Here is a 24031-nt window from a genome sequence, read left to right on the forward strand (position 1 = left end):
CGTGCACCCGCGCCGACCACACCTCACAGATCTCGAAGGATTCACACCATGAACACCAGCACCACCACCCACCAGAACACCGCTCCCGCCGCGTCCCGCCCGGTGCGCCCGGCCCACCGGGCCCTGGCCACCGTGGCCGCCCTCGGCCTGGGTCTCGCGGCGCTCACCGGCTGCTCCGCGCAGAACGGCGAGCAGGCGTCGTCGGGCTCCGCGGAGAGCTCCGCGTCCCGGACCACCGCGACCGGTCCGCTGGAGCTGAGCGAGGGCTGGGCCAAAGCGGCGAACTCCGGGATGACGGGCGTGTTCGGCACCGTGAAGAACACCTCGGACAAGGACGTCACGCTCACGGGCGCGGACACCCACGGCATCGCGGAGTCCGTGCAGATGCACGAGACCGCCAAGGATGCGCAGAGCGGATCCACGCAGATGCAGGAGAAGAAGGGCGGGTTCACGATCCCGGCCGGCCAGAGCCTCACCCTGGAGCCGGGTGGGAACCACATCATGCTCATGGGGCTGACGTGCTCCCTGCAGCCGGGGGCCGACCTGAGCCTGCAGCTCACCACCGACGCCGGCACCCAGGACGTGACCGTTCCCGTGCGCGACTACTCGGGCGCCAAGGAGAACTACGCGCCCGGCGACGGGGCGAGCGGCTCCTCGGAGGAGCACGCCTCGCACGGCCCCTCCGACGAGCACGCCTCGCACGGCTCGTCCCACGGCAGCGGCTCGCACGACGAGCACTCGGGGCATGCGGGGCACGGCGCGTCCCCGTCCTCCTCGGCACTGCCGGAATGCCATGGCCACTGACCGGAATCCCCCGCAGGCGGGGAACGAGTCCCCCGCGCGCACCGGGTGGAGCCGGCGATCGCTGCTCACGGGCGCGGTCGCCGGCGCCGGCGCCACGGGGATCGGAGCGGTGTCCGCGGCGGCGCTGGGTGCCACGGCCCCCGGCCTGGCCGACGCGCAGAACGGACCCCGCCCCGGGCTCAGGACCGAGCCGTTCCACGGCGCGCGGCAGGCCGGCGTCACCACGCTGCCCCAGGCCTTCTGCGCGTTCGTGGGCCTGGACCTGAACACCGGGGCCTCCCGGGACTCCCTGCGGCGGCTGCTGCGCATCCTGACCGACGACGCCGCGGCGCTGACCCAGGGGGAGGCGCCCCTCAACGACCAGGAGCCGTGGCTCGCCCAGAACCCGTCACGGCTCACGGTCACGGTGGGCTTCGGCCCGCGGGCGCTGAAGCTCGTGGACGCCTCGCGCGTGCCCGGGTGGCTGCGCCCCCTGCCCGCGTTCTCGATCGACCGGCTCCAGGAGAAGTGGAACCAGGGGGACCTGCTGCTGCAGCTGTGCTGCGACGACAAGCTCACCCTGGCCCACGCGCAGCGCGTGCTGCTCAAGGACGTGCGCTCGTTCGCGAGCGTGCGCTGGGTGCAGGACGGCTTCCGGAACACCGTGGGGGCCACGGAGGACGGGCAGACCATGCGCAACCTGTTCGGGCAGGTGGACGGCACGGTGAACCCCTACCCCGGGGAACCGGACCACGACAGGGTCGTCTACGGACAGGGCGGGTTCGAGCCCTGGATCCAGGACGGCACGTCCGTGGTGATCCGCCGCATCCACATGAACCTGGACACGTGGGACGAGGCCGACACCCCGGCCCGGGAGGACGCCGTGGGGCGCAAGCTCTCCACCGGTGCGCCGCTCACCGGCAGCGAGGAGCACGACGAGCCGGACTTCGGGGCCAAGGGCCCGCTGGGGTTCCCGGTGATCTCCTCTTACAGCCACGTGCGACGCTCCCGGAGCGAGAACCCGGACGAGAAGATCTTCCGCAGGGTCTACAACTATGATCTGGCGGTGAGCGACGCGTCCGGACACAGCCGGTCCGGGGACGTCTCCGGCGGCGTCTCGAACACCGGACTCATCTTCGCGTCCTACCAGGCGGACCCCGGCAGGCAGTTCGTGCCCATCCAGAAGCGCCTGGACGAGCTGGACATGCTGAACACCTGGACGGTGCCCATCGGCTCGGCCGTGTTCGCCATCCCGCCCGGTTGCGGGCCCGGAGGGTTCATCGGGGACACACTGTTCGGGTGAGCCCGTACTGCGGAGCGCACAGCGTCCCCGGTGGCGTGACACGCCGGAAGCACAGACCGATCACTCGACGGGCCGGAGGAGCGCCACGATGAGTACCACCGCACGGACCAGGGGCTCCCGCCCGGCACGCGGGGGCGGATCCCCCGGATCCACGGGCCGGGGTCCCGCCCCCTCGAAGGGTGCGGGGGTGAGCGTGAGCCCGTGGACCGTCACGGTGGTGCTCGTGGCCGCGATGATCGGCATGACGGTCGCGCTCGTCTACGGCGGTGCGGCGGCTCCCCGGCAGGTGGCGGACCCCGGCACGTTCGTGCGGTGGGGTCTGCCCGTGGTGGAGACCGTCCACAACATCGCCATGAGCGTGGTCATGGGTGGTCTGCTGCTGGCCATCGGCGTGGTGCCGCGCTTCGCGGACCGCTCCCGCACCCGGCCCCCGCGCAACAGCCGGGAGCAGACGGGGGAGCCCGAGCACCCCGTGTTCCGGGCGGTGATGCAGCTCGTGGAGGCGGCGTCCGTGGTGTGGACGGTGGCCGCCGTGGCCGTGCTGGTCTTCACCTACTCGGACGTCTCCGGCACGGGGATCGGCGCGGGTGCCGGGTACACCCAGGAGCTGCTGCACTACGTCACCGGCATCTCCACCGGCCAGTCCCAGGCGGTGCTGGTGATGGTGGCCGCGGTGGTGACCACCCTGGTGTTCGGTGTGCGCTCCCTGCTCGGTCTCTTCTGCACCCTCGCCCTGTCCTTCGTGGCGCTCGTGGCCCTGGCCCTCAACGGGCACGCGGCCGGCGGCGCGGACCACATGGGGGCGGTGAACTCCCTGGGCCTGCACCTGCTGGGCGTGTGCCTGTGGGTGGGCGGGATCATCGTGCTCGTGTGGGTGGGCCCGCTGCTGGCCCGCGAGTCCGCGGTGGTCAGCCACCGCGGTGGCACCACCCGCACGGAGCCCCTGCTCGCCGTGGTGCTGCGGCGCTACTCCGTGGTGGCGCTGGGCTGCTACCTCCTGGTGGTGCTGTCCGGGATCATCAACGCCGCCGTGCGGATCGGGTCCTGGGAGCAGCTGAGCTCCTCCTACGGCATGCTCGCGGTGACCAAGCTCGTGCTCACGCTGGTGCTCGCGGCCGCGGGCTTCGCGCACCGGCAGTGGCTGATTCCCGGTGTGGCGGACGGCTCCCGCTCCCGCACGGCCACCCTGTGGCGCGTGATCGTGGTGGAGGTCGTGCTCATGGGCCTGCTCATGGGCATTGCGACCGCCCTGAGCCGCACCGCTCCGCCCGTCCCGGAGGAACTGTCCCCGGACGCCTCACCCGCCCGCATCCTCACGTGGTACGAGCTGCCCCCGGAGCCCACCGTGGCCGGCTGGTTCACCACGTGGCGCTGGGACTGGTTCTGGGTGGCCGTGGCCGTGTTCCTGGCCGTGGTCTACCTGTGGTCCGCCGTGACGGTCTGGCGGCGCGGCGACACCTGGTCCCCCCTGCGCACCGCGTCCTGGTTCGTGGGTCTGGCGGCCCTGGTCTACGCCACGTGCGGCGGGGTGTCCGTCTACGCGCGCGTGCTGTTCTCCGCCCACATGGTGGAGCACATGACCCTCACGATGATCGTGCCCCTGTTCCTCGTGTCCGGCGCGCCCGTGACGGTGGTTCTCAAGGCACTGGAGCCCCGCCGGGACGGCACGCGTGGGCCGCGCGAGTGGATCCTGCGCCTCGTGCACTCCACGTGGGGGAAGATCGTGACCCACCCGATCTTCGCGGCGGCGAACTTCGCATTCTCGATCGTGCTGTTCTACTTCACGGACCTCTTCCGCTTCACCCTGCGCTACCACGTGGGCCACGAGTTCATGATGGTGCACTTCCTGTTCACGGGGTACATGTTCGCGCTCGTGCTGATCGGGATCGACCCCATCCCGCGCCGGCCCACCTACCCCATGCGGCTGGTGCTGCTGCTGGCCACCATGGCCGCCCACGCCTTCATCGGCATCAGCATCATGAGCCTCACCACCGTGCTGCAGGCCTCGTGGTTCGGCAACATGGGCCGCCCGTGGGGCCCCGGCGCCCTGGAGGACCAGCAGCTGGGCGGCATGCTCATGTGGGGCATCGGGGAGTTCCCCACGTTCCTGCTCGCCGTCATCATGGCCGTGCTGTGGGCCATGGAGGGCAGCAAGGAGAACCGCCGCGTGGACCGGCAGGCGGACCGCACGGACGACGCCGAGCTGCGCGCCTACAACGCGATGATGGCCGAACTCGCCGAACGGGACGAGCCCCGCCGCTGACCCGCCCCACTCCCACGTCCTGCCGCAGCGGAGGACGACGTCGCACGGGTCCGTCTCCGGGGCCCAGCCCCGTCCTCGGGCCCCCTGCCCGCTCCGGCACGCGGCGGCGTCGTCCCGGCGCAGCTGGCCCGGGGGTGCCCGGGGCGGTGTGCCGGGCGTCATGCGGTGCGCGGGAAGTCCTGGCGCGGGGATAGCGTTGGCAGGGAGAGAACCCCTGCACCCCCGTGGAAGGACCCCCGTTGACCGCTGCACGCATGACCACTCCCGTCCGCGCCTCCGAGCTCACCGGACGCGGCTGGCTCAACACCGGCGGGCAGGAGCTGGACCTGCAGGGCCTGCGGGGGAAGATCGTGATCCTGGACTTCTGGTCCTTCTGCTGCATCAACTGCCTGCACGTGCTGGACGAGCTGCGCCCGCTCGAGGAGAAGTACGGGGACGTGGTGGTCACGGTGGGTGTGCACTCGCCCAAGTTCGAGCACGAAGCGGACCCGGACGCGCTGGCGGCCGCGGTGGACCGCTACGAGATCACCCACCCCGTGCTGGACGACCCCCGCCTGCAGACCTGGGACGCCTACACGGCGCGCGCGTGGCCCACCCTGGTGGTGGTGGACCCCGAGGGCTACATCGTGGCGCACCTCTCCGGCGAGGGCCACGTGGCGGGTCTGACCTCACTGGTGGAGGAGCTCGTGGCCGAGCACGAGGAGAAGGGCACGCTGCACCGCGGGGACGGGCCGTACGTGCCCCGCCCCCAGCCCGAGGGGGACCTGCGCTTCCCCGGCAAGGTCGTGGCGCTGCCGGACGGCTCGTTCATGGTGAGCGACACCGGTCACCACCGCCTGGTCCAGCTGGAGTCCGACCTCACCACGGTGCGCCGCACCATCGGCTCGGGCGCACGCGGCTGGGCGGACGGCGGCCCGGAGCTCGCGCGGTTCAACGAGCCCCAGGGCATTGCCGTGCTCCCCGGCGCGGTGCGCTCGGCGGTGGGCTACGACCTCGTGGTCGCGGACACCGTGAACCACCGGCTGCGCGGCGTGGACCTGGGCAGCGGCTCGGTCCGCACGATCGCGGGCAGCGGTGTGCAGCGGCTGCTCGACGACGCCCGCGCCCGGGGCGTGGACCCCAACCTCGTTCCGGAGACCGATCCCACGGACGTGGCGCTGTCCTCCCCGTGGGACCTCGTGTGGTCCGACGCCGCGGACACCCTGGTGGTCGCGATGGCCGGCACCCACCAGCTGTTCTCCTTCGACCCGCGCACCGGCGCGATCGCGGTCCTGGCCGGCACCGGGGACGAGGGCCTGCGCGACGGCACCGCCCACGAGTCCTGGTTCGCCCAGCCCTCGGGGCTCGTGCAGGACGTGCACGGCACCGTGTGGGTCGCGGACTCCGAGTCCTCCGCGCTGCGCAGCGTGCGCTTCCCGCAGGCGGCCACCGGAGGCGGCGAGGCCGCGGACCCGGCCGGGGACAGCGGCGTCGGCAGCGCGGAGGGGACGCCCGTGGTGGAGTCGGCCGTGGGGCTGGGGCTGTTCGACTTCGGGTTCCGGGACGGTCCCGCGGGCGAGGCACGGCTGCAGCACTGCCTGGGCGTGACGGTGCTCCCGGACGGCTCCGTGGCCGTGGCGGACACCTACAACGGCGCGGTGCGCCGCTACGACCCGGCCACGCGGGAGACGACGACGCTCACGCGCGGACTCGCGGAGCCCTCGGACGTGCTGCTGGACACCGGTCAGGAGGAGCCCACGCTCGTGGTGGTGGAGACCAACGCGCACCGCCTGGTGCGTGTGGCGGTGCCCAAGCAGGCGCAGACCGTGGACGAGGGCGCGGCGCAGATGCAACGCAGGCGCACGCCCGTGGCTCCCGGTGAGCTGGAGCTCGCGGTGCGGTTCGCGGCACCGGCGGGACAGAAGCTCGACACCCGGTGGGGGGATCCCACGCAGCTGAAGGTCTCGTCCTCGCCCGAGGAGGCGCTCGCGGAAGGTGGCGGCACCGCTCAGGGCCTGACCCGCACGCTGCGCCTGGCCGAGGGCGTCACGGAGGGGGTCCTGCACGTGACCGCGCGCGCGGCGGCGTGCGACGGCTCCCCGGACGGCGAGATCCCCGAGCACGCGGCGTGCCACCTGTACCAGCAGGACTGGGGGATCCCGTTCACCGTGGACCCGGCAGCCCCCGCCACGCTCACGCTGGAGCTGCGCGGACTGGACTGAGGGCCGGACGGGGCTGGGGCCGGCGGGGGCGCAGGCCCTCCCTGCTCACCTCGGGGTGACCGTGGCCTTGTCCCCGGTGACCGCGAGCCGGGCGGAGAACGTGAACGGCACGTCCTTCGAGACCTTGGTGGTGTGCCCGTCGTAGAGGTCCACGGCGGTGAACTCGATGTGCGCGGTGCCCCTGCTGTCCGGAAGGGACCACTGGTCCGTGTGCGGGCCTCCGAGGCGCGGTTCGGGTGCGGGGTAGTCGGTGACGCGCCACGAGACCCTGCCCTGGATGCGCCCGGGGAAGTCGTGGGAGAACGGGCAGCCGGCCGGGTACAGGCTGTCCTGGGAGGCACACGCGTCCAGGTGGGAGTGGACCTGCTCCTCCACCTGCTGCCTGAGCTGCTCCGAGGGCACCGCCGTGAGCTCCATGGTGGTGCGCTGGTCCTCGTCGCTCACGGCCACCTCGCGGGGCTCCGCGCTGATCATGGGGGAGCTGTAGGAACCGGTGTAGACGCCGGGGTAGAACACGGCGAAGTCGCGGGACGAGCCGCGCAGCGCCACGGAGGCACCGTTGATGTCCACGGCCGTGGAACCGGGCATGGAGACGGTCATGGTGGGCAGGGTGGAGGGGTCGAAGTCCCACACCGTGAAGAACCCCCACTGGGTCTCGGCGGGGTGAAGGCTGAACTCCGAGGACGCCTCCCGGCCGTCCAGCAGGTAGGAGGCCCGCACCACGGCGTGGTCCCCGCCCGAGGACACCGTGGAGACCTGCACGTCCTCCAGGTGGCTGCCCGCCTCCCGGAGTGCCTCCCCGTCCAGCAGCGCCGCGTTCGAGTCCGGCACCCCGGCGTTCAGCAGACCGAGGGCCTTGCCGCCGTCGCCGTCCTGCAGGGCCTGGAAGTACTCGCGGACATCCGTCTCCGGCCCGTACTGGTACTTGTTGACGAGCGCAATGGTCACCGCCGTGGCCGCCACCGCCAGCACGATCAGGAAGAACCACGCCCCCACGGCCCTGACGATGCGATCACTGCGTTCCATGGCTCCCCACGGTAGTGGATGCCCGGGCGCGGGCCGGACGCGTGTCCCCCGAGCACTAGGCTGAACCCGGCGGCGCGGGGCACCTGCCCCGGTGCTCCGGTGCCACCCACCGTGGCCCAGCGACCCACCGGGCACCACCGGGGCCCAGCGACCTGGCCCGCCTGAGCTCACCGCGCTCGCCCAAGACCACCACCCACCGGGCCCACGGCCCCCGAGGAACCGCACCAGCACGCGCGAGGCAGCACATGGCAGAGACCGTCCGACAGATCCCCTCCCGGTACGGGGCACCCGAGCACGTGTTCCACCCCCGCCTGGGCTCCTACGGCCGCAGGATCGCCGCCGCGCTGCCCCCGCTGGGCGTCGCGGCCGCCGTGGTGGCCCTGCTGTACCACCGCCGCGCCGCAGGTCCCGTCACCGCGGCTCTCGCGCTCCTCGCCCTCCTGGGGCTGCTGGCGGCCTACGCGTACCTCCGCCCGGCCCTCGTGGTGCTCACTGCACGGCACGTGCTGCTCTCCCGGTGGGTGGGGTTCCGCGCCGTGGCACGGGAGCAGATCGCCCAGGTGGTCACGGTGGAGCACCTGCTGCCGGTCCACGGCGCAGCGGGCAGGACGCGCGGGCGTCCGCAGCTGTGGTTCGTCACCGCGTCCGGGCGCTGCGCGCTCGCCCTGCACGGCACCGTGTGGGACGGGAGGACGCTGCAGGACCTCGCGCTGCGCAGCGGCGTCGAGCACGTCAACTTCACCCGCGCCACCCCCGCCGAGGTCAGCGAGCACTGGCCCCGGCTCGTCTCCTGGCGGGTGCGGTACCCGCGGCTGCGCTACGCCACGTCCTCGCTCGCGCTGCTCGCCGTGATCGCCCTGCTCGCATGGTGGGCCTTCGGCGCGCCCGCGGCCTGAGCGCTCCTGCCGCCACCACCGCGCCACCCCGCCGCGAGGTCCTCGGGAGCCGCGCCGGCGCCGTCCGCGGGTCGTCCTCGCCATCCGCTGCCGCGACATCCCGGGAGGCTGCGCCGGTGCCGTCACCGGGCAGTCACCGCGCCCGCTACCGGGCACGACGACGGCCGGTCCCCTCGGAGGGGGCCGGCCGTCATCGCGTGCTCGCCGCGGTGGGAGCTCGGGTGCGTGTGGGGGTCAGAGAGCGGTGGAGCCGCCCTGCCCGGTGCTCTCCCGGCCCGTGACGGCATCCCCGCCGCGGTGCGCCGCAGCGCCCGTCGTGGCGGTCCCGGCTCCCGTGTGGGTGTTCTGCCCGCCGCGGGAGGCGTCCCGCTGACGGGCGCGCTCGATCTCGGACTTGCGCTCCTCGTTCGCCTCGCGGGTCAGCTCTGCGCCGGCCTCGGCGTCGCGCGTGAGGTTCTCGCCGGTCTCCGGGTTGAACACGTGCATCCGGCGGCTGTCCAGCCAGATCTTGGCGGTGGACCCGCCGCGGATCCGGGAGGAGGCGTCCAGGGAAACGATGACCTGGGCGGGCATCTCGTCCGCGTCCAGTTCCTGGGCCAGCTCGTTCAGCTTGTGCTGCACGGTCTGGTCCTGCTCGTACTGGATGTAGCCGTACTGCTGGTTGCCCAGCCACTCTGTGTGGGTGAACTCGGCGTCGAACATGGTCCCGTGGCCCACCTTCGCCTCGTCCACGAACTTGGCGTCCTCGAAGTGCTCGGGGCGCAGCCCCAGCAGCACGAGCTCGGGCGCGCCGGAGAGCTTCGCCTGCACCCGCTCGGGGACCTCGATGTCACCGATGGGGGTCTGGAACACCCCGCCGCTGATCCGCGCCGGGATGAAGTTCATGGACGGAGCGCCGATGAACCCCGCCACGAACAGGTTGACGGGCTGTTCGTACAGCTCGCGCGGGGAGGCGATCTGCTGCAGCTGACCGCGCTTGAGCACGGCCACGCGGTCACCGAGGGTCATGGCCTCGGTCTGGTCGTGCGTCACGTACAGGGACGTGATGCCCATGCGACGCTGCAGCTGGGCGATCTCCGTGCGCATCTGACCGCGCAGCTTGGCGTCCAGGTTGGACAGCGGCTCGTCGAAGAGGAACGCGTCCGCGTCCCGCACGATCGCGCGGCCCATGGCCACGCGCTGGCGCTGACCACCCGAGAGGTTCGCCGGCTTGCGCTCGAGGTGCTCGTTGAGGTCCAGCGTCTCGGCGGCCTCGCGCACCTTCCGGTCGATCTCGTCGTTGCTGAACTGGCCCTTGGCCAGGCGCAGCGGGAACGCGATGTTCTCGTACACCGACAGGTGCGGGTACAGGGCGTAGTTCTGGAACACCATCGAGAGGTTGCGGTCGCGCGGCTGGCGGTCGTTGACACGCTCGCCGTTGATCTTGAGGTCACCGCTGGTGATGTCCTCCAGGCCCACGACCATGCGCAGGAGCGTGGACTTGCCGCAGCCCGAGGGTCCCACGAGGATCAGGAACTCGCCGTCCGCGATGTCGATGGAGATGTCGTTGACCGCCGGGAAGCCGTCGTCGTACTTCTTGACGAGGTGCTCCATGGTGATTGCTGCCATGTCTTCTCAGTCCTAACTGTGTCTAAGCGTGGAAGGGGGAGGCCCGGGCTCAGCCCTTGACCGCGCCCTGGGTCAAACCGGAGACGATCTGGCGCTGGAAAGCCAGCACGAGGAGCACCACGGGAATCGTGACGATGATCGCCGCCGCGGAGATGGCGCCGGCCGGGTCCTCGAACTGCGAGGCGCCGGTGAAGAACGCGAGGGCCGCGGGCACCGGGCGGGCCGCCGAGGTGGAGGTCAGGCCGATGCCGTAGACGAAGTCGTTCCACGCGATGAAGAACGCGATGATCGCCGTGGTGAACACACCCGGCATGGCCAGGGGCACGATCACCTTGCGGAACGCCTGCCACGTGGTGGCGCCGTCCACCTGGGCCGCGCGCTCCAGGTCCCACGGGATCTGCTGGAAGAACGCGGTGAGCGTCCAGATGGAGATCGGCAGCGTCAGGGACAGGTAGGGGATGATCAGGCCGAGCCAGGTGTCGTACAGCCCGATCTGACGCCACAGGTTGAACAGCGGCGTGACGATCGAGATGACGGGGAACATGGAGACCATCAGCGCCGTGGTCAGCACGAGCTTCTTGCCGGGGAAGTCCAGCCGTGCGATGGCGTACGCGCACAGGGTGGCCAGCACCACGGCGATGAACGTGGCGATCAGCGAGATGCCGATGGAGTTGCGCAGCGCGGGGAGGAAGAGGTCCTTGGCGTCCCCCACGAAGATCTGCTCGTAGTTCTCCCCCACGAACTTGCTGGGGAGGAACTTCCCGGAGTTCAGGTCCGAGGGGGCCTTGAACGAGGTCATGAGGATGGACAGCACCGGGAACAGTGCGTACACCAGCACCAGGACGGAGATGACGGTCCAGCCGATTTTCTGTTTCGTGCTCAGCATGGCGGGTTACTTCCCCTTCCCAGAGCCACCGGTGAGGTCGACCTTGAAGACCTTGATGGCCACGAGCGCGATGATCATCACGCAGATGAACAGGATCACCGAGATGGCCGAGCCCAGGCCGATCTCGAGGCGACCGATGGACGTGCGGTACGCGAGCAGGGAGAGCGTCTCGGTGCCGTACTGCCCCTGGGTCATGATGAAGATGTTGTCGAAGATGCGGAAGGCGTCCAGCGCACGGAACACCACGGCCACCATGATGGCGGCTTTCATGTTCGGCAGGACCACCCGGGTGAGCCGCTGCCACGAGGACGCGCCGTCCACACGGGCGGCCTCCGTGAGCTCGCCGGGCACCTGGGCCAGGCCGGAGAGCAGCAGCAGGGAGATGAACGGGGTGGTCTTCCAGATCTCGGAGGCCATGATCACGGTCAGGGACGGGCCCGCGGAGGCGAACCAGTTGAAGTCCGGACCGATCACGGGCAACCAGGAGAGCCAGTTGTTGACGTACCCGGTGGTGATGTCGAACGCGTAGAACCACGCGAACGCGGAGACCACGGTGATGATGCCGTAGGGCACCAGGATGGCGGTGCGCAGCAGTCCCCGGGTGGCCTTGATGGCGCTGTGCATCACGAGCGCCAGGGCCAGGCCGAGCACGAGCTCCACGAGCACGGTGACCACGGTGATGAGCATGGTCACCCCCAGGTCCTGCCAGAACACGGGGTCCGAGAACACGGTGGCGTAGTTGCCCAGGAACACGAACTCCTTGTCCCCGGGCGCGGTGAGCCGGAAGGAGAACAGGGAGTCCCACAGGGCCTGGACGATCGGGTACAGCGTGACCAGGAGCATGATCACGAACGCGGGGCCGGCGAGCAGCCACCCCAGTTTCCGCTCCGAGCGGGCCCGGTCCGAGAGGTGGGTCTTGGACCGGCCCTTCTCCGGTGCGGCCGCGCGAGCGCGCGAGTCGACGGTGCTACTCACAGCAGCGCATCTCCCTTCAGGACTTCCTTGATGAATTCGGTGGTCTCACGAGGGGTGTCCTCGCTGACGTCGCCGGGCGGGGTCCAGTTCTGCTGGATGGCCGTGGAGATCTCGTTGTAGTACGGGGTCTGCGGGCGCGGCCTGGCGGCGTCGAGGGACTTCCGGATGGTGTCGGACATGGGGTAGGCCTTCTTGACCTCGGGGTCGTCGAACGCCTTCGCGGAGGACGGCGGGTTGCCGTTGGTGGCGAAGTACTGCGCCTGGTGCTCGGAGGAGACGATGCACTGCACGGCGTCCCACGCGAGGTCCTGGTGCTGCGAGGAGGCACCCACGCCCAGGTTGATGCCGCCGAGCGGGGGAGCGGACGGGGTGTCGGCGTTCACGCGGGGCCACGTGGTCCACTTGATGTCGTCCACCACGGACTGGTCCAGGGAGCCTTCCTTCACAGCACTCTGGGAGGCGGAGTAGATGAAGGGCCAGTTGACCATGAACGAGCCCTTGTCCCCCTGGAACTGGATCATGGAGGCGTTCTCGTCCTGGGTGGCCAGGCCCGGTCCGCCCAGGCCGTCCTTGCCGATGGTGCCGATGATCTCCGCAGCCTTGCGGCCCTGCTCGGAGTCCAGGTTGACCTGCGCGTCCTGGCCCTTCTCGCCGTCGGTGACGATGTGCCCGCCACCGGACTCCACGAGGCCGTTGACCCACACGGACATGGACTCCCCGCGGATGCCCTGCACGCCCAGGTGCTTGTCCTGGGACTGGGCGGCCTTGATGATCTGGTCCCACGTGACGGGCTGGGACATGTCCAGGCCCGCGGCCTTCGCCACGGACTCGCGGTACCACAGCAGCTGCGTGTTGGCCCAGAAGGGCACGGCCACGAGCTCGCCGTTCCACGTGGCTCCCTTGAGGGGGCCCTCGAGAGTGTCCTGCGTGGTGGCCGACACGACGTCCTGGGGCGGCTTGGCCAGGAAGCCCGGCTCCGCGAGCTCGGGCACGAACGGCGGGTCCAGGCTCATGATGTCCATGGAGGAGTCCCCGGCGGCGAGGCGGCGGGCGAGCTGCTCGCGCTGCGAGGAGGCGTCACGCGGCAGCAGGGAGGTCTGGATGGTGTACTTGCCGCCCGAGGCCTCCGAGCAGTCCTGCGCGATGACGGCCTGACCGCCGTCGTCCGGGTTGATGTACCACGTGAGGGTGGGCGGGCCGGACTCCCCGCCGCTGCACCCCGTGAGCAGCAGCGCGGACGCGGCCGCGACGGCCGCGACGCTGCGGACGGCGCGCGGTGTCCCGGCCCTGCGTGAGTGGTGAGTGGACTTCACAGTGGTTCCTCCCCTGGAGAGCGCATGTGCTGACCGGATCCGTCCGGGCATCCGCTGCGAATCCCGGTCGATTCAGCATCTGCACAGTCTACGGGTGGTGTGCGTCACGTCTGCCGTGTGACTCGGCGCTCAGGACAGGAAGACAGCGACCACCGTCATGCTCAGCACGGAGGTCACGGTGGTGAGCAGGACGGTGTCGCGGCACACCGTGGTGGCGCGGTCGTAGCGCACGGCCGCCACGTAGAGGTTCTGCGCCGTGGGCAGCGATCCCATGACCACGGCCGCGTACAGAGCCGACCCCTCGAGCCCGAGCACCCGTGCGAGCACGAGGGCCAGCAGGGGGTGGAGCACCACCTTGGCGCCCGTGGCCAGGAGCGTGTCCGCGCGGGCGCCGCGCACGGAGAGGGGGCGGGTGCCCACGAGGGAGATGCCGAAGGCGATCAGCATGGCGGGCACGGCGGCGCCGGCCACGATCCGCACGGGTTCCATCACGAGGTCCGGCGGGGTCAGGCCCGTGGTGGAGGACATGATGCCGAGGGCCGAGCCCACGATCAGCGGATTGCTCCCGATGCCGCGCAGCACGGAGCCCACGGTGGGCCGGTGCCCGCCCGTGAGCGTGTCCATCACGGTCAGGTACAGAGGTGTGTTCAGCGCCAGCTGGAACAGCATCACGGGTGCCACCCGGGAGGCGTCCCCCAGCACGAACAGCGCGATGGGGATCCCGAGGTTCGCCGCGTTGACCTGCCCGGCGGCCTGCGCGCCCATGACCACGGTGGAGGCGTCCCGTGCGAGCACGAACCGGGAGAGCAGCCCGTACGCGAGCATCGTGAGCCATGCGGACCCCGCGGCCACCAGGAGCGGAGCGGAGAAGACGTGGCGGACGTCCGCCTGGGCCAGCGTGGTGAACAGCAGCGGCGGGGAGCCCACGTAGAACGCCAGCCGGGACAGCACCTGCTGGGCGTCCGCGCCGAGCACCCCCGTGCGTCCCACCAGGTATCCCAGCCCGATCACGGCCCACACGATGAAGAAGCCGGACAGCACACCTGCCATGGACGCGCTCCTCGGGTCGGCGGTGCTGGTCGGTGGTCTGCCACGAGCGGCCCCGGGGAGGGGGCCGGGCCCTGGGCACGGGAACACCGGACCGCGGGTCCCGGCCCGCAGGGTGAGCGGCGCGTCAGACGCCGTCGACGGCGGAGTCCTCCCGGGCGGCGTCGTGGTCCCGGGCGTGCGGCGGGCGCACCATGTCCCCGACCACCGCGTCCGCCGGGTCCGAGCCCAGGGCCACGATCCGGTTGCGCTCGTCCACGTGCACCACGTGGGGTTCGTGGGAACGGGCCTCAGCGGTGTCCATGAGGGCGTAGGCGATCAGGATCACGAGGTCCCCGGGGTGCACCAGGTGCGCGGCGGCGCCGTTGATGCCCAGCACGCCGCTGCCGCGCTCTCCGGCGATCGTGTAGGTCTCCAGCCGGGCGCCGTTGGTGATGTCCACGATGGAGACGAGCTCTCCCGGGAGGATGTTCGCGGCGTCCAGCAGGTCCTGGTCCACGGTCACGGACCCCACGTAGTGCAGGTCCGCCTGGGTCACGGTGGCGCGGTGGATCTTGCCGGTGAACATGGTGCGCAGCATGGGTGCTCCTGGTGCGAGGTGTGGTCCGGTTCCATGGCGGGTGCTGGCCGCCGAGGAGTGCAGCGGGGCGGGGCGCCCAACGGCACGGGGTCCGGCACGCAAACGCCCCGGGACCTCTGCGGGTGCCCGGGGCGTGGTGCGTGGAGCGGCTGACGGGAATCGAACCCGCGTATCAGGCTTGGGAAGCGTGCGCTCTACCATTGAGCTACAGCCGCACTGCTCCGTCACGGCGTCGGCTCGAAACCGGCACCCGATGGAACGCCCACCACTGTACAACACGATGCGCCGCCCCGCCGATCCGCCCCGGCCGTGGACTACCGTGGACACGTGCTCATCTCCGACCGCGACATCCGCCGCCAGCTGGACTCCGGACGCGTGCGCCTGGAGCCGTACGACCCGGCCATGATCCAGCCCGCGAGCGTGGACGTGCGCCTGGACCGCTGGTTCCGGCTCTTCGACAACCACAAGTACGCGCACATCGACCCCGAGCAGGAGCAGCCCGGGCTGACGCGGCTCGTGGAGGTGGCCCCGGACGAGCCGTTCGTGCTGCACCCCGGGGAGTTCGTGCTGGGGGCCACCTACGAGAAGGTCACCCTGCCGGAGGACGTGGCGGCGCGCCTCGAGGGGAAGTCCTCCCTGGGGCGGCTGGGCCTGCTCACGCACTCCACGGCGGGGTTCATCGACCCCGGCTTCTCCGGCCACGTGACCCTGGAGCTGTCCAACATGGCCACCCTGCCGATCAAGCTGTGGCCGGGCTCCAAGGTGGGGCAGCTGTGCTTCTTCCAGCTCTCCTCCGCCGCGGAGCACCCCTACGGCAGCGGCGCGTACGGCAACCGGTACCAGGGTCAGCGCGGCCCCACGGCCTCGCGCAGCCACGTGAACTTCCACCGCACGGTCATCGAGTAGCCACGCCGCGTCACACGCGGGTGGTGGTCAGCCCCTCCGGCGGCCTGGGCGTGAGCAGCAGCAGCGCGAGCCCCACGCCCACCACCACGAGGATGCCCAGGATCCCCCAGATCTGGGCTCCCAGCAGCGAGACGAACAGCCCGAACAGTCCCGGCGCCATGAAGCTCACGGCGCGTCCCGTGGTGGCGTACAGCCCGTAGATCTCACCGTCCCGGCCGGGCGGGATGAGTCGCCCCAGGTACGTGCGCGACGCCGCCTGGGCCGGTCCCACGAACAGGCACAGTGCCAGCCCGCACACCCAGAACGCGGGCTTGCCGGTCCAGAACAGCAGCACCACGCCGGCCACCATGATGCCCACGAGGGAACCGGTGATGACCGCCCGGGGGCCCAGGGCGTCGTCGAGCGCGCCGCCCACGAACGCGCCGAGGGCCGCGATGAGGTTCGCCGCGACCGCGAAGACGATGACCTCCGTGAGGGAGAAGCCGAAGGTGCCGGCCGCGAGCACCCCGCCGAACGTGAAGACGCCGGCGAGCCCGTCCCGGTAGACGGCGGAGGAGAGCAGGAAGAACACGGTGGCCCGGGAGACCCGCCACAGCGAGGCGATCGTGGCGAACAGCTCGCGGTAGGCCCCGAGGATCCCCCCGCGGTGCGCGGGCGCCTCGGGGGCGGGCAGCGGCGGGCCCGCGAGTCCCCCCAGCGTGGGGGTGGCCGCGGGGGAGGGCCCGTGGACGGCGCCGTCGTACGAGCGGAACGGCATGGAACGGGCGGTGACCATGAGGGGGAGGCAGAAGACCAGGATCCAGACGGCGCTGAACAGGGCCACGGCGCGGTAGTTCAGGGCGTCGTCCGTGGGGATGCCGAGGAAGCCGGGCGTGACGAAGCCGAAGAGCACGAAGGCCAGCGCGAAGATCCCGCCCACGTAGCCCGCGCCCCAGCCCCAGCCGGAGACCTTGCCCATGCGTGCGGGGCCGGCGAGGGCGGGGAGCATGGAGTTGTAGCCCACCGTGGCGAACTCCTGGGCCACGCTGCCCACGGCCACGAGGCCCACGCCCAGGTAGAGGTACGCGGGCTCCGGGCGCGTGAGGAACGCCAGGCCCGTGCACAGCACGAGCACCCACGAGTTGACCGTGAGGAAGCGCGCGCGGGACCGGGGGGTGTCCCCGCGCTGTCCCACGATCGGAGCGGTCAGGGCGATCACGAAACCCGCCACGGCCATCGCCGCGCTGAGCACCGTGGAGGTGTACTCGGGGGTGCCGAACGCCGAGCTCGTGAGGTAGACCGTGAACACGAACGTGAGCATCACGGAGTTGTAGGCGGAGGTGCCGGTGTCCCAGAGGCACCACATCAGCACCCGGGCGCGCGAACCACCCTGGGCGGGGGCGTCGGGGGCGGTCTCCGGGTGGGCGCCGGGGCGCGGGGGGTGCTGCGGGGCCGTTCGGCTGTGCTCACCGGTCATGGGTTCACCCTACGGTGCGGCGCGGGTCACAGCGGGTGTGCGCGCCCGCCGTGCGGCCCGGGCCCCGACGGAACGGGAGGGGACGCGTCAACAATCCGTTTTGTTACGATGGGGTCTCCGCTTGCCCTCCCCACTTCTCCGTGACCGCCACTGTGCCCTGCCCGGGGCGCGGGTGCGTTCCCAGCGGCCCGAAAGGCAGGATTCCATGGTCCCGGTGCTGCTCCTCCACGGGATCGCCGCGCTGCTCGCACCCTCGATCATCCGGCGCACCGGTCGCTCGGGGTTCTACGTGGTGGCCCTGGCGCCGCTGGCGGGCCTCGTGTGGCTCTGCCTCGGCACGTCCCGCGTCTACGGCCCCGAGGGCGCCTGGTCCACCACCTTCGAGTGGATCCCCCAGCTGGACATCACCCTGTCCTTCCGCATGGACGCGCTGGCCTGCATGATGTGCCTGCTGGTGCTGGGTGTGGGGACCCTGGTGCTCGCGTACTGCGCGCGCTACTTCAAGGCGGACGCCGAGGGCATCGGCCCCTTCGCGGCGCAGCTCGTGGCCTTCGCCGGTGCGATGTTCGGGCTGGTCACCGCGGACGACCTCATGGTGCTGTTCATCTTCTGGGAGATCACCTCGGTGCTCTCCTTCCTGCTGATCTCCTACTCCCGCACCAAGCTCGCCGCGCGCCGTGCCGCGCTGCAGGCGCTCGTGATCACCACCGCGGGCGGGCTCGCGATGCTCGTGGGGCTGCTGATGCTCGGGCACGAGGCGGGGACCTACCGGATCTCGGGCGTGCTGGAGGCGGCCCCCGAGATGCTGGGCTCCACCACCGTGGACGTGGCCGTGGTGCTCGTGCTCGCGGGCGTGGTGACCAAGTCCGCGCTGTTCCCCACCCACTTCTGGCTCCCCGCAGCCATGGCCGCGCCCACCCCCGTGTCCGCCTACTTGCACGCCGCGGCCATGGTCAAGGCCGGCATCTACCTGGTGGCGCGGCTGGCCCCGGGCTTCTCCGGCACCACGTACTGGCTGCCCGTGACCCTCACGCTGGGCCTGGGGACCATGGTCTTCGGCGGCTGGGTGGCGCTGCGGCAGTACGACCTCAAGCTCATCCTCGCCTACGGCACGGTGAGCCAGCTGGGCTTCATCACGTCCGTGGTCGCCTTCGGCACCCCGGACACCGCCATGGCGGGGATGGGCATGGTCATGGCCCACGGGCTGTTCAAGGCCACGCTGTTCCTGAGCGTGGGCGTGATCGACCACCAGGCCGGCACCCGTGACATCCGCAGGCTGTCCGGGGTGGGCTGCCAGGCCCCCAAGCTGTTCACGGTGGCCGTGATCGGTGCCGCGTCCATGGCGGGCCTTCCCCCGCTGCTGGGTTTCGTGGCCAAGGAGGCCGTGATCACGGCCTTCCTCGAGGAGGTCTCCGAGCCCGCGGGTCTCGCGGCACTCGTGTGCGCCGTGGTGGGTTCCGTGCTCACGTTCGCCTACAGCGCCCGCTTCCTGTGGGGCGGTTTCGCCCGCAAGTCCGCCCGCTTCTCCGAGCTCGACGCCGCTCCGGACGGCCAGTCCGTGATCAGCGAGTTCACGCCCGCGCCCTGGGCGTTCCTCCTGGCCCCCATGGTCCTGGCGGCCGCCACCGTGGTGCTGGGGCTGCACCCTGCACCGCTGGAGGCGGGCATCGCTCCCTACCAGGAGCTGTTCCCGCACGCGGAGGACGCCCACGTCCACCTCGAGCTGTGGCACGGACTCACCCCGGCGCTCGGGCTCTCCGCCCTGATCATCGCGGCGGGCGCGCTGCTGCACGCGGCCCGGCGCCCGGTCTCCGAGCTCCAGAAGCGGCTGCCGTCCCTGCCCACCGGGGACTACGTGTACCGCCGGATCATCAACGTGCTGGACATCGTGGCCGTGTGGCTCACCGGCCGCACCCAGCGCGGTTCGCTCATGTTCTACCTGTCCGTGATCCTCGTGACCGCGATCGTGGTGCCGCTCGTGGCGCTGTTCTGGTACGAGACCCCGCCGCTGGCCGGGTTCCGGTACGGGGACTCGCCGGCGCAGGTGGTCACCGGGATCGTGATGGTCGCCGCCGCCCTGCTGGCGCTCACGGCCGGCAAGCGGTTCCTGGCCGTGCTGCTGGTGTCCGTGACCGGCTACGGCCTGGCGCTGATGTTCGCGCTGCACGGCGCGCCGGACCTGGCCCTGACCCAGATGCTCGTGGAGACCATCTCCCTGGTGGCCTTCGTGCTGGCCCTGCGCTCCCTGCCCGGCCCCCTGTGGAACCGGCGCAAAGCCGGCCACCGTGTGTTCCGGGCCGTGTTCGCCGTGGTCTTCGGGCTGTTCATGATGGCCCTCGCGGTGTTCTCCCTGTCCTCCCGCACGGCCGAGCGGATCTCCCTGAACATGCCCCGGATGGCATACGAGCTGGGTCACGGGGAGAACGTGGTCAACGTGATCCTCGTGGACATCCGCGCGTGGGACACCATGGGGGAGATCTCCGTGCTCACCGTGGCGGCCACCGGCATCGCCTCCCTGATCTTCGTGAAGGGCCGAGGGGACCGGTTGCGCAGCGAGCGCCACCTGCTGGACTCGCGTCAACTCAAGGCCCTGCGGGGCGCGGACTCCGCGGCCCACTCGCCGCAGGCCAGGACCCAGGAGATCGAGGTGGCCCGGCGCTTCACGTCCCGCCCGGACGCGGATCCGTTCCTGCTGGCCGGACGCACCCTGGCACCGGAACGGCGCTCCATCGTGTTCGAGGTGGTCGCCCGGCTGCTGTTCCACACGTTCATGATCGTCTCCCTGTACCTGCTGCTCGCCGGGCACAACGACCCCGGGGGTGGATTCGCCGGCGGCCTCATGGCCTCGCTCGCCCTGACCCTGCGCTACCTGGCCGGCGGCCGCTACGAGCTCGAGCGGGCCACTCCCGTCAACGCGGGCTGGATGCTCGGGGCCGGTCTGGGCATCGCCTCCCTCTACGCCGTGGCGCCCGTGCTCTTCGGCGGGGCGGTGATGGAGAGCCACACGTTCGAGTGGGACCTGCCGCTGTTCGGACACGTCAAGTTCGTCACGGCCCTGATCTTCGACGTGGGCGTGTACCTGATCGTGGTGGGCCTGGTGCTGGACATCCTGCGCTCCCTGGGCGGCCGCATCGACGAGCGGATCGAGCGCTCCGCCGTGGACCGGGAGAGGCAGCGCTCGGGCCGTGGCTCCAGGATCCGCCTGACCCGCAGCGGGGCCACGATGACCGCCCGGCGTTCCGACGATCCCGATGTCCCGGAGGGCTCCATGGTCTCCGGCGACGAAGTCTCGGAGGTGCGGCAGTGACCGTGAACCTGACCATGCTCGTGGTGATGGGCGTGCTGTTCTCCGTGGGGGTCTACCTCCTGCTGGAGCGCTCCCTCACCCGCGTCCTGCTGGGGCTCATGCTGCTCACCAACGGTGCGAACCTGCTGATCCTGCACACGAGCGGAGTGCCCGGCGCCGCGCCGCTCTACGACAAATCACTGGGCGGCTCAGAGTACTCGGACCCCCTGCCGCAGGCGCTCGTGCTCACGTCGATCGTGATCTCGCTGGCCACCACCGCGTTCCTGCTGAGCATGATCTGGCGCTCGTGGGTCCTCGCCCGCCGGGACGAGATCCAGGACGACCTCGAGGACCGTCGCGTGGCCCAGCAGTCCTCCTACGACGCCGAGGACGACGACGCCATGCCGCAGGACACCTCCGAGTTCAGCCACGGTGACGCGCGGTTCACCCCGTCCCGGCACAACGCCGAGGAGGCCACGGAGTCGCCGGGTCACCACAGGGTCGAGAAGCGGCAGCGGGACGACGGGAGGAGCACCCATGAGCACTGATCTGGCGCAGCTCGCACCGCTCGCCGTGCTGATCCCGTTCGTGGGCGCGGCCGTGAACTTCGTGGTGGTCCACCGCAACAGGCTCCAGCGCACCGTCACCGTGGGCACCATGGTGCTCACGCTCGTGCTCAACGCGCTCATGCTCGCGGACGTGTGGAACCAGGGGCCGCAGGCCGTGCACCTGGGGGGCTGGGCCGCGCCGTACGGAATCGTGATGGTGGTGGACCAGCTCTCCGCCCTGATGCTCGTGGTCTCGGTGGTCGTCTCCCTCACGGTGCTCGTCTACGCGGTGAGCGAGGGTGTGGCCGGCGGGGACGACGAGGGCCCCATCTCGATCTTCTACCCCACGTTCCTGCTGCTCGTGGCCGGGGTGTCCAACGCGTTCCTCGCGGGGGACCTCTTCAACCTCTACGTGGGATTCGAGATCCTGCTGACCGCGTCCTACGTGCTGCTCACCATGGGCGGCACGGCGCAGCGCATCCGGGCGGGCGTCACGTACGTGGTGGTCTCGGTGATCTCCTCGATCCTGTTCCTGATCTCGCTCGGGATGATCTACGGCGCCACGGGAACCGTGAACATGGCGGACCTCTCCGTGAAGCTCGCGGACCTGCCGCAGGGCACGCAGATGCAGCTGCACCTGATGCTGCTCATCGCCTTCGGGGTCAAGGCGGCGGTCTTCCCGCTGTCCTTCTGGCTGCCGGACTCCTACCCCACGGCGTCCGCTCCCGTGACCGCGGTGTTCGCGGGACTGCTGACCAAGGTGGGCGTCTACTCGATCATCCGCACCGAGACCCTGCTGTTCCCGGGACGCCAGATCAACGACCTGCTCATGTGGGTGGCCCTGCTGACCATGCTGGTGGGCATCCTGGGTGCTCTCGCCCAGATCGACATCAAGCGCATGCTCTCGTTCACGCTCATCAGCCACATCGGCTACATGATCTTCGGCATCGCGGTGGGCACCCCGCAGGCGCTGGCCGCGGTGGTCTACTACATCGCGCACCACATCGTGATCCAGACCAGCCTGTTCCTCGTGGCGGGGCTGATCGAGCGGCGCGGCGGCTCCACCAACGTGGACCGGCTCGCGGGGCTGCTGAAGATCTCGCCCCTGCTGGGAGTGCTCTACCTGATCCCGGCGCTGAACCTCGGGGGGATCCCCCCGTTCTCCGGGTTCCTGGGCAAGGTGGGTCTGCTCGAGGCGGGCATCAGCAGCGGCACGTGGCTGGACTACCTCCTGGTGGGGGTGTCCGTCCTGGTCTCGCTGCTCACGCTCATGGCACTGGTGCGCGTGTGGAACCGCGTGTTCCTGCGCCGCGTGGACGACGCCGAGTACCCGGACCCCGTGCTGCGCGCCACCACCGCGCAGGGCCACCGGCCGCGCACCTCGCGGGTGGTCGCGGGCAAGCCCGGCAGCAGGTTCTCGGGCGCGGCCCCCGTGGTCCTGCTCCCCAAGACCATGGTGGGTGCCACGACGGCGCTCGTGGCGGTGGGCGTGGCCCTCACCGTCCTCGCGGGGCCGCTCTTCGACCTCGCGGGCAGCGCCGCCGACAACCTCGTGCACCCCGACCGCTACACCGAGGCCGTGCTCGCCCCCGTGGGCGAGGGCGGCGTGAGCGAGGAGGCCCCGTGAGCACGTCCGCCGTCCGCCGGCAGTCCCGCAACTCCCTGCGCGCCGAGCTGCCCCTCATCCTGTGGCTCGTGGTGGTCTGGGGCGCACTGTGGGGGGACTGGAGCCCCGGCAACCTGGTCTTCGGGCTGATCCTGGCCCTGCTGGTCACGCGCCTGCTGGTGCTGCCACCCGTCCGGCTCTCGGGCAGGTTCAACGTGGTGCACTTCGCGCTGTTCGTGGTCACGTTCGTCTGGCAGGTGGCCAAGGCCAGCCTGGTGGTGTTCCTGGTGGCCCTGCGGAAGGGACCCCGGGTGCGCAACGCCGTGCTGGGGACCCGGCTGCGCCAGAACAACGACCTCCTGATGACCGCCGTGGGGCACACCATGGCGCTGATCCCCGGGTCCCTCGTGGTGGAGGTGGACCGGGGGAACGGCATCCTCTACTTCCACGTCCTGAACATCGCCACACCGGCGCACGCGGAGGCCTTCCGCCGCTCCGTCCTGGACACCGAGGCGGCCTGGATCCGGATCATGGGCTCCCGGGAGGACCTCGCGCTGCTGCCCGTGAAGGGGGACCCGGGGCGCACGGAGGCCTCGGGCGCGGTGGAGTCCCCCACCGAGAACATGCAGGAGGCCGGGAACGGCCCAGGAGAGGAGCGCTCATGACCGTGTTCGACGTGGCCGTGTGGGTGTGCGGTGTCATCCTGGCGCTCGCCGCCGTGGGCACCCTCTACCGCCTGGCCAAGGGGCCCTCGCTGCTGGACCGGGTCATCGCCACGGACGTGCTGCTCGCCATCGTGGGCGCGGCGCTCGCCGTGGAGATGGTCTACCACCACCACACCGACAACATCGTGCTGCTGGTGATCGTCTCCCTCGTGGGCTTCCTGGGCTCCGTGACGGTCGCGCGCAACGTGGGACTGGACCGCTCGTGAACTGGCAGACCGTGGTGGACGTCGTGGCGCTCGTGTGCCTGGTGGTGGGATCCTTCATGTCCCTGGCGGCCGCGGTGGGTCTGGTGCGCTTCCCCGACCTGCTCTCGCGCATGCACGCGGGGACCAAGCCCCAGGTCTTCGGGCTGCTCCTGCTGCTCACTGCGGTGGCACTGGAGAGCGGAGAGCCCCGGATGGTCCCGCTGCTGGTCCTCGCGTGGATCTTCCAGCTGCTGACCGTTCCGGTGTCCGCGCACATGGTGGGCCGCGCCGCGTACCGTTCCAAGCACCTGCACGAGGAGAACCTCGTGGCGGACGAGCTGCGGGACGTCGTGGCGCGCGCCGGGGACGAGTCCGGCTGAGGGTGGCATCCTGCCGCCTCCCCCGCAGCGGTGTCCCCGGCCACGCGCCGAGGTTCGT

Annotated in this window: 20 protein-coding genes and 1 tRNA gene; 12 read left to right on the forward strand and 9 right to left on the reverse strand. The window is 71.0% G+C overall.

The window, feature by feature from the left end:
* The first annotated feature begins 48 nt into the window (after window positions 1-48).
* The 4 genes from EAE32_RS03085 (at window position 49) to EAE32_RS03100 (ending at window position 6550) form a co-directional block, all read left to right on the forward strand.
* Window positions 49-804 carry a copper chaperone PCu(A)C gene (locus EAE32_RS03085; RefSeq protein ID WP_121864142.1) on the forward strand — a complete coding sequence of 252 codons (756 nt, stop codon included), beginning with the start codon at window positions 49-51 and terminating at the stop codon, window positions 802-804.
* Window positions 794-2086, forward strand: coding sequence for a Dyp-type peroxidase (locus EAE32_RS03090; RefSeq protein ID WP_121845349.1), 1293 nt, complete (start codon window positions 794-796; stop codon window positions 2084-2086). The genes EAE32_RS03085 and EAE32_RS03090 overlap by 11 nt, the downstream gene beginning before the upstream one ends.
* 88 nt (window positions 2087-2174) lie before the next feature.
* Window positions 2175-4349 carry a bifunctional copper resistance protein CopD/cytochrome c oxidase assembly protein gene (locus tag EAE32_RS03095; protein WP_121864143.1) on the forward strand — a complete coding sequence of 725 codons (2175 nt, stop codon included), beginning with the start codon at window positions 2175-2177 and terminating at the stop codon, window positions 4347-4349.
* 254 nt (window positions 4350-4603) lie between these two features.
* Window positions 4604-6550 (forward strand): NHL domain-containing thioredoxin family protein, encoded by a 1947-nt coding sequence (locus EAE32_RS03100; RefSeq protein WP_121864144.1) that lies wholly within the window; start codon window positions 4604-4606, stop codon window positions 6548-6550.
* A 45-nt stretch (window positions 6551-6595) separates the two neighbouring features.
* Here the strand turns inward: EAE32_RS03100 and EAE32_RS03105 are convergent, their stop codons facing one another.
* Window positions 6596-7576, reverse strand: coding sequence for a hypothetical protein (locus EAE32_RS03105; RefSeq protein ID WP_121864145.1), 981 nt, complete (start codon window positions 7574-7576; stop codon window positions 6596-6598).
* Window positions 7577-7821: 245 nt separating this feature from the next.
* Between EAE32_RS03105 and EAE32_RS03110 the strand changes: the two genes are divergently transcribed.
* Complete coding sequence (locus EAE32_RS03110) at window positions 7822-8472, forward strand: hypothetical protein (RefSeq protein ID WP_121864146.1); 651 nt, start codon at window positions 7822-7824, stop codon at window positions 8470-8472.
* Between the two features lie 234 nt (window positions 8473-8706).
* Here the strand turns inward: EAE32_RS03110 and EAE32_RS03115 are convergent, their stop codons facing one another.
* The 7 genes from EAE32_RS03115 to EAE32_RS03145 form a co-directional block, all read right to left on the reverse strand.
* Window positions 8707-10080 (reverse strand): ABC transporter ATP-binding protein, encoded by a 1374-nt coding sequence (locus EAE32_RS03115; protein ID WP_121864147.1) that lies wholly within the window; start codon window positions 10078-10080, stop codon window positions 8707-8709.
* A gap of 49 nt (window positions 10081-10129) precedes the next feature.
* On the reverse strand, window positions 10130-10966 hold the full coding sequence (locus EAE32_RS03120) for a carbohydrate ABC transporter permease (RefSeq protein ID WP_121864148.1): 837 nt from the start codon (window positions 10964-10966) through the stop codon (window positions 10130-10132).
* 6 nt (window positions 10967-10972) lie between these two features.
* The gene (locus tag EAE32_RS03125) at window positions 10973-11941 is read right to left on the reverse strand and encodes a carbohydrate ABC transporter permease (RefSeq protein ID WP_121845342.1); all 969 of its coding nucleotides are present in this window, start codon (window positions 11939-11941) and stop codon (window positions 10973-10975) included.
* Window positions 11938-13254, reverse strand: a complete 1317-nt coding sequence (locus EAE32_RS03130) for an extracellular solute-binding protein (protein ID WP_243635551.1) — start codon at window positions 13252-13254, stop codon at window positions 11938-11940. The genes EAE32_RS03125 and EAE32_RS03130 overlap by 4 nt, the downstream gene beginning before the upstream one ends.
* A gap of 129 nt (window positions 13255-13383) precedes the next feature.
* Window positions 13384-14304, reverse strand: a complete 921-nt coding sequence (locus tag EAE32_RS03135; protein WP_121864150.1) for an AEC family transporter — start codon at window positions 14302-14304, stop codon at window positions 13384-13386.
* A 124-nt stretch (window positions 14305-14428) separates the two neighbouring features.
* Complete coding sequence (gene panD, locus EAE32_RS03140) at window positions 14429-14881, reverse strand: aspartate 1-decarboxylase (RefSeq protein WP_121845339.1); 453 nt, start codon at window positions 14879-14881, stop codon at window positions 14429-14431.
* A gap of 141 nt (window positions 14882-15022) precedes the next feature.
* A tRNA-Gly gene (locus EAE32_RS03145) sits at window positions 15023-15096 on the reverse strand.
* A gap of 112 nt (window positions 15097-15208) precedes the next feature.
* Here EAE32_RS03145 and dcd point away from each other — a divergent pair.
* Window positions 15209-15787 (forward strand): dCTP deaminase, encoded by a 579-nt coding sequence (dcd, locus tag EAE32_RS03150; protein ID WP_121864151.1) that lies wholly within the window; start codon window positions 15209-15211, stop codon window positions 15785-15787.
* A 10-nt stretch (window positions 15788-15797) separates the two neighbouring features.
* On the opposite strand, the gene EAE32_RS03155 is transcribed toward dcd, so the two are convergent.
* Entirely contained in the window at window positions 15798-17243 is a 1446-nt protein-coding gene (locus tag EAE32_RS03155; RefSeq protein ID WP_121864152.1) for an MFS transporter, read from the reverse strand.
* Between the two features lie 205 nt (window positions 17244-17448).
* On the opposite strand from EAE32_RS03155, the gene EAE32_RS03160 reads away from it, so the two are divergent.
* Genes EAE32_RS03160 through mnhG form a run of 6 tightly spaced genes read left to right on the forward strand, consistent with a single transcriptional unit; the run spans window position 17449 to window position 23973 of the window.
* A complete protein-coding gene (locus tag EAE32_RS03160) occupies window positions 17449-20550 on the forward strand; it encodes a Na+/H+ antiporter subunit A (protein WP_121864153.1) in 3102 nt (1033 codons plus the stop codon).
* Window positions 20547-21077, forward strand: coding sequence for a Na(+)/H(+) antiporter subunit C (locus tag EAE32_RS03165; RefSeq protein ID WP_121845336.1), 531 nt, complete (start codon window positions 20547-20549; stop codon window positions 21075-21077). Before EAE32_RS03160 ends, EAE32_RS03165 begins: the two co-directional genes overlap by 4 nt.
* A complete protein-coding gene (locus EAE32_RS03170) occupies window positions 21067-22704 on the forward strand; it encodes a Na+/H+ antiporter subunit D (RefSeq protein ID WP_121845335.1) in 1638 nt (545 codons plus the stop codon). The genes EAE32_RS03165 and EAE32_RS03170 overlap by 11 nt, the downstream gene beginning before the upstream one ends.
* Window positions 22701-23348 carry a Na+/H+ antiporter subunit E gene (locus EAE32_RS03175; protein WP_121864154.1) on the forward strand — a complete coding sequence of 216 codons (648 nt, stop codon included), beginning with the start codon at window positions 22701-22703 and terminating at the stop codon, window positions 23346-23348. Before EAE32_RS03170 ends, EAE32_RS03175 begins: the two co-directional genes overlap by 4 nt.
* On the forward strand, window positions 23345-23614 hold the full coding sequence (locus tag EAE32_RS03180) for an MrpF/PhaF family protein (protein WP_121864155.1): 270 nt from the start codon (window positions 23345-23347) through the stop codon (window positions 23612-23614). Before EAE32_RS03175 ends, EAE32_RS03180 begins: the two co-directional genes overlap by 4 nt.
* Window positions 23611-23973 (forward strand): monovalent cation/H(+) antiporter subunit G, encoded by a 363-nt coding sequence (gene mnhG / locus EAE32_RS03185; RefSeq protein ID WP_121845332.1) that lies wholly within the window; start codon window positions 23611-23613, stop codon window positions 23971-23973. The genes EAE32_RS03180 and mnhG overlap by 4 nt, the downstream gene beginning before the upstream one ends.
* Window positions 23974-24031 lie beyond the last annotated feature (58 nt).

The sequence above is a fragment of the Kocuria tytonicola genome, assembly GCF_003687175.1.
Lineage (GTDB): Bacteria > Actinomycetota > Actinomycetes > Actinomycetales > Micrococcaceae > Kocuria > Kocuria tytonicola.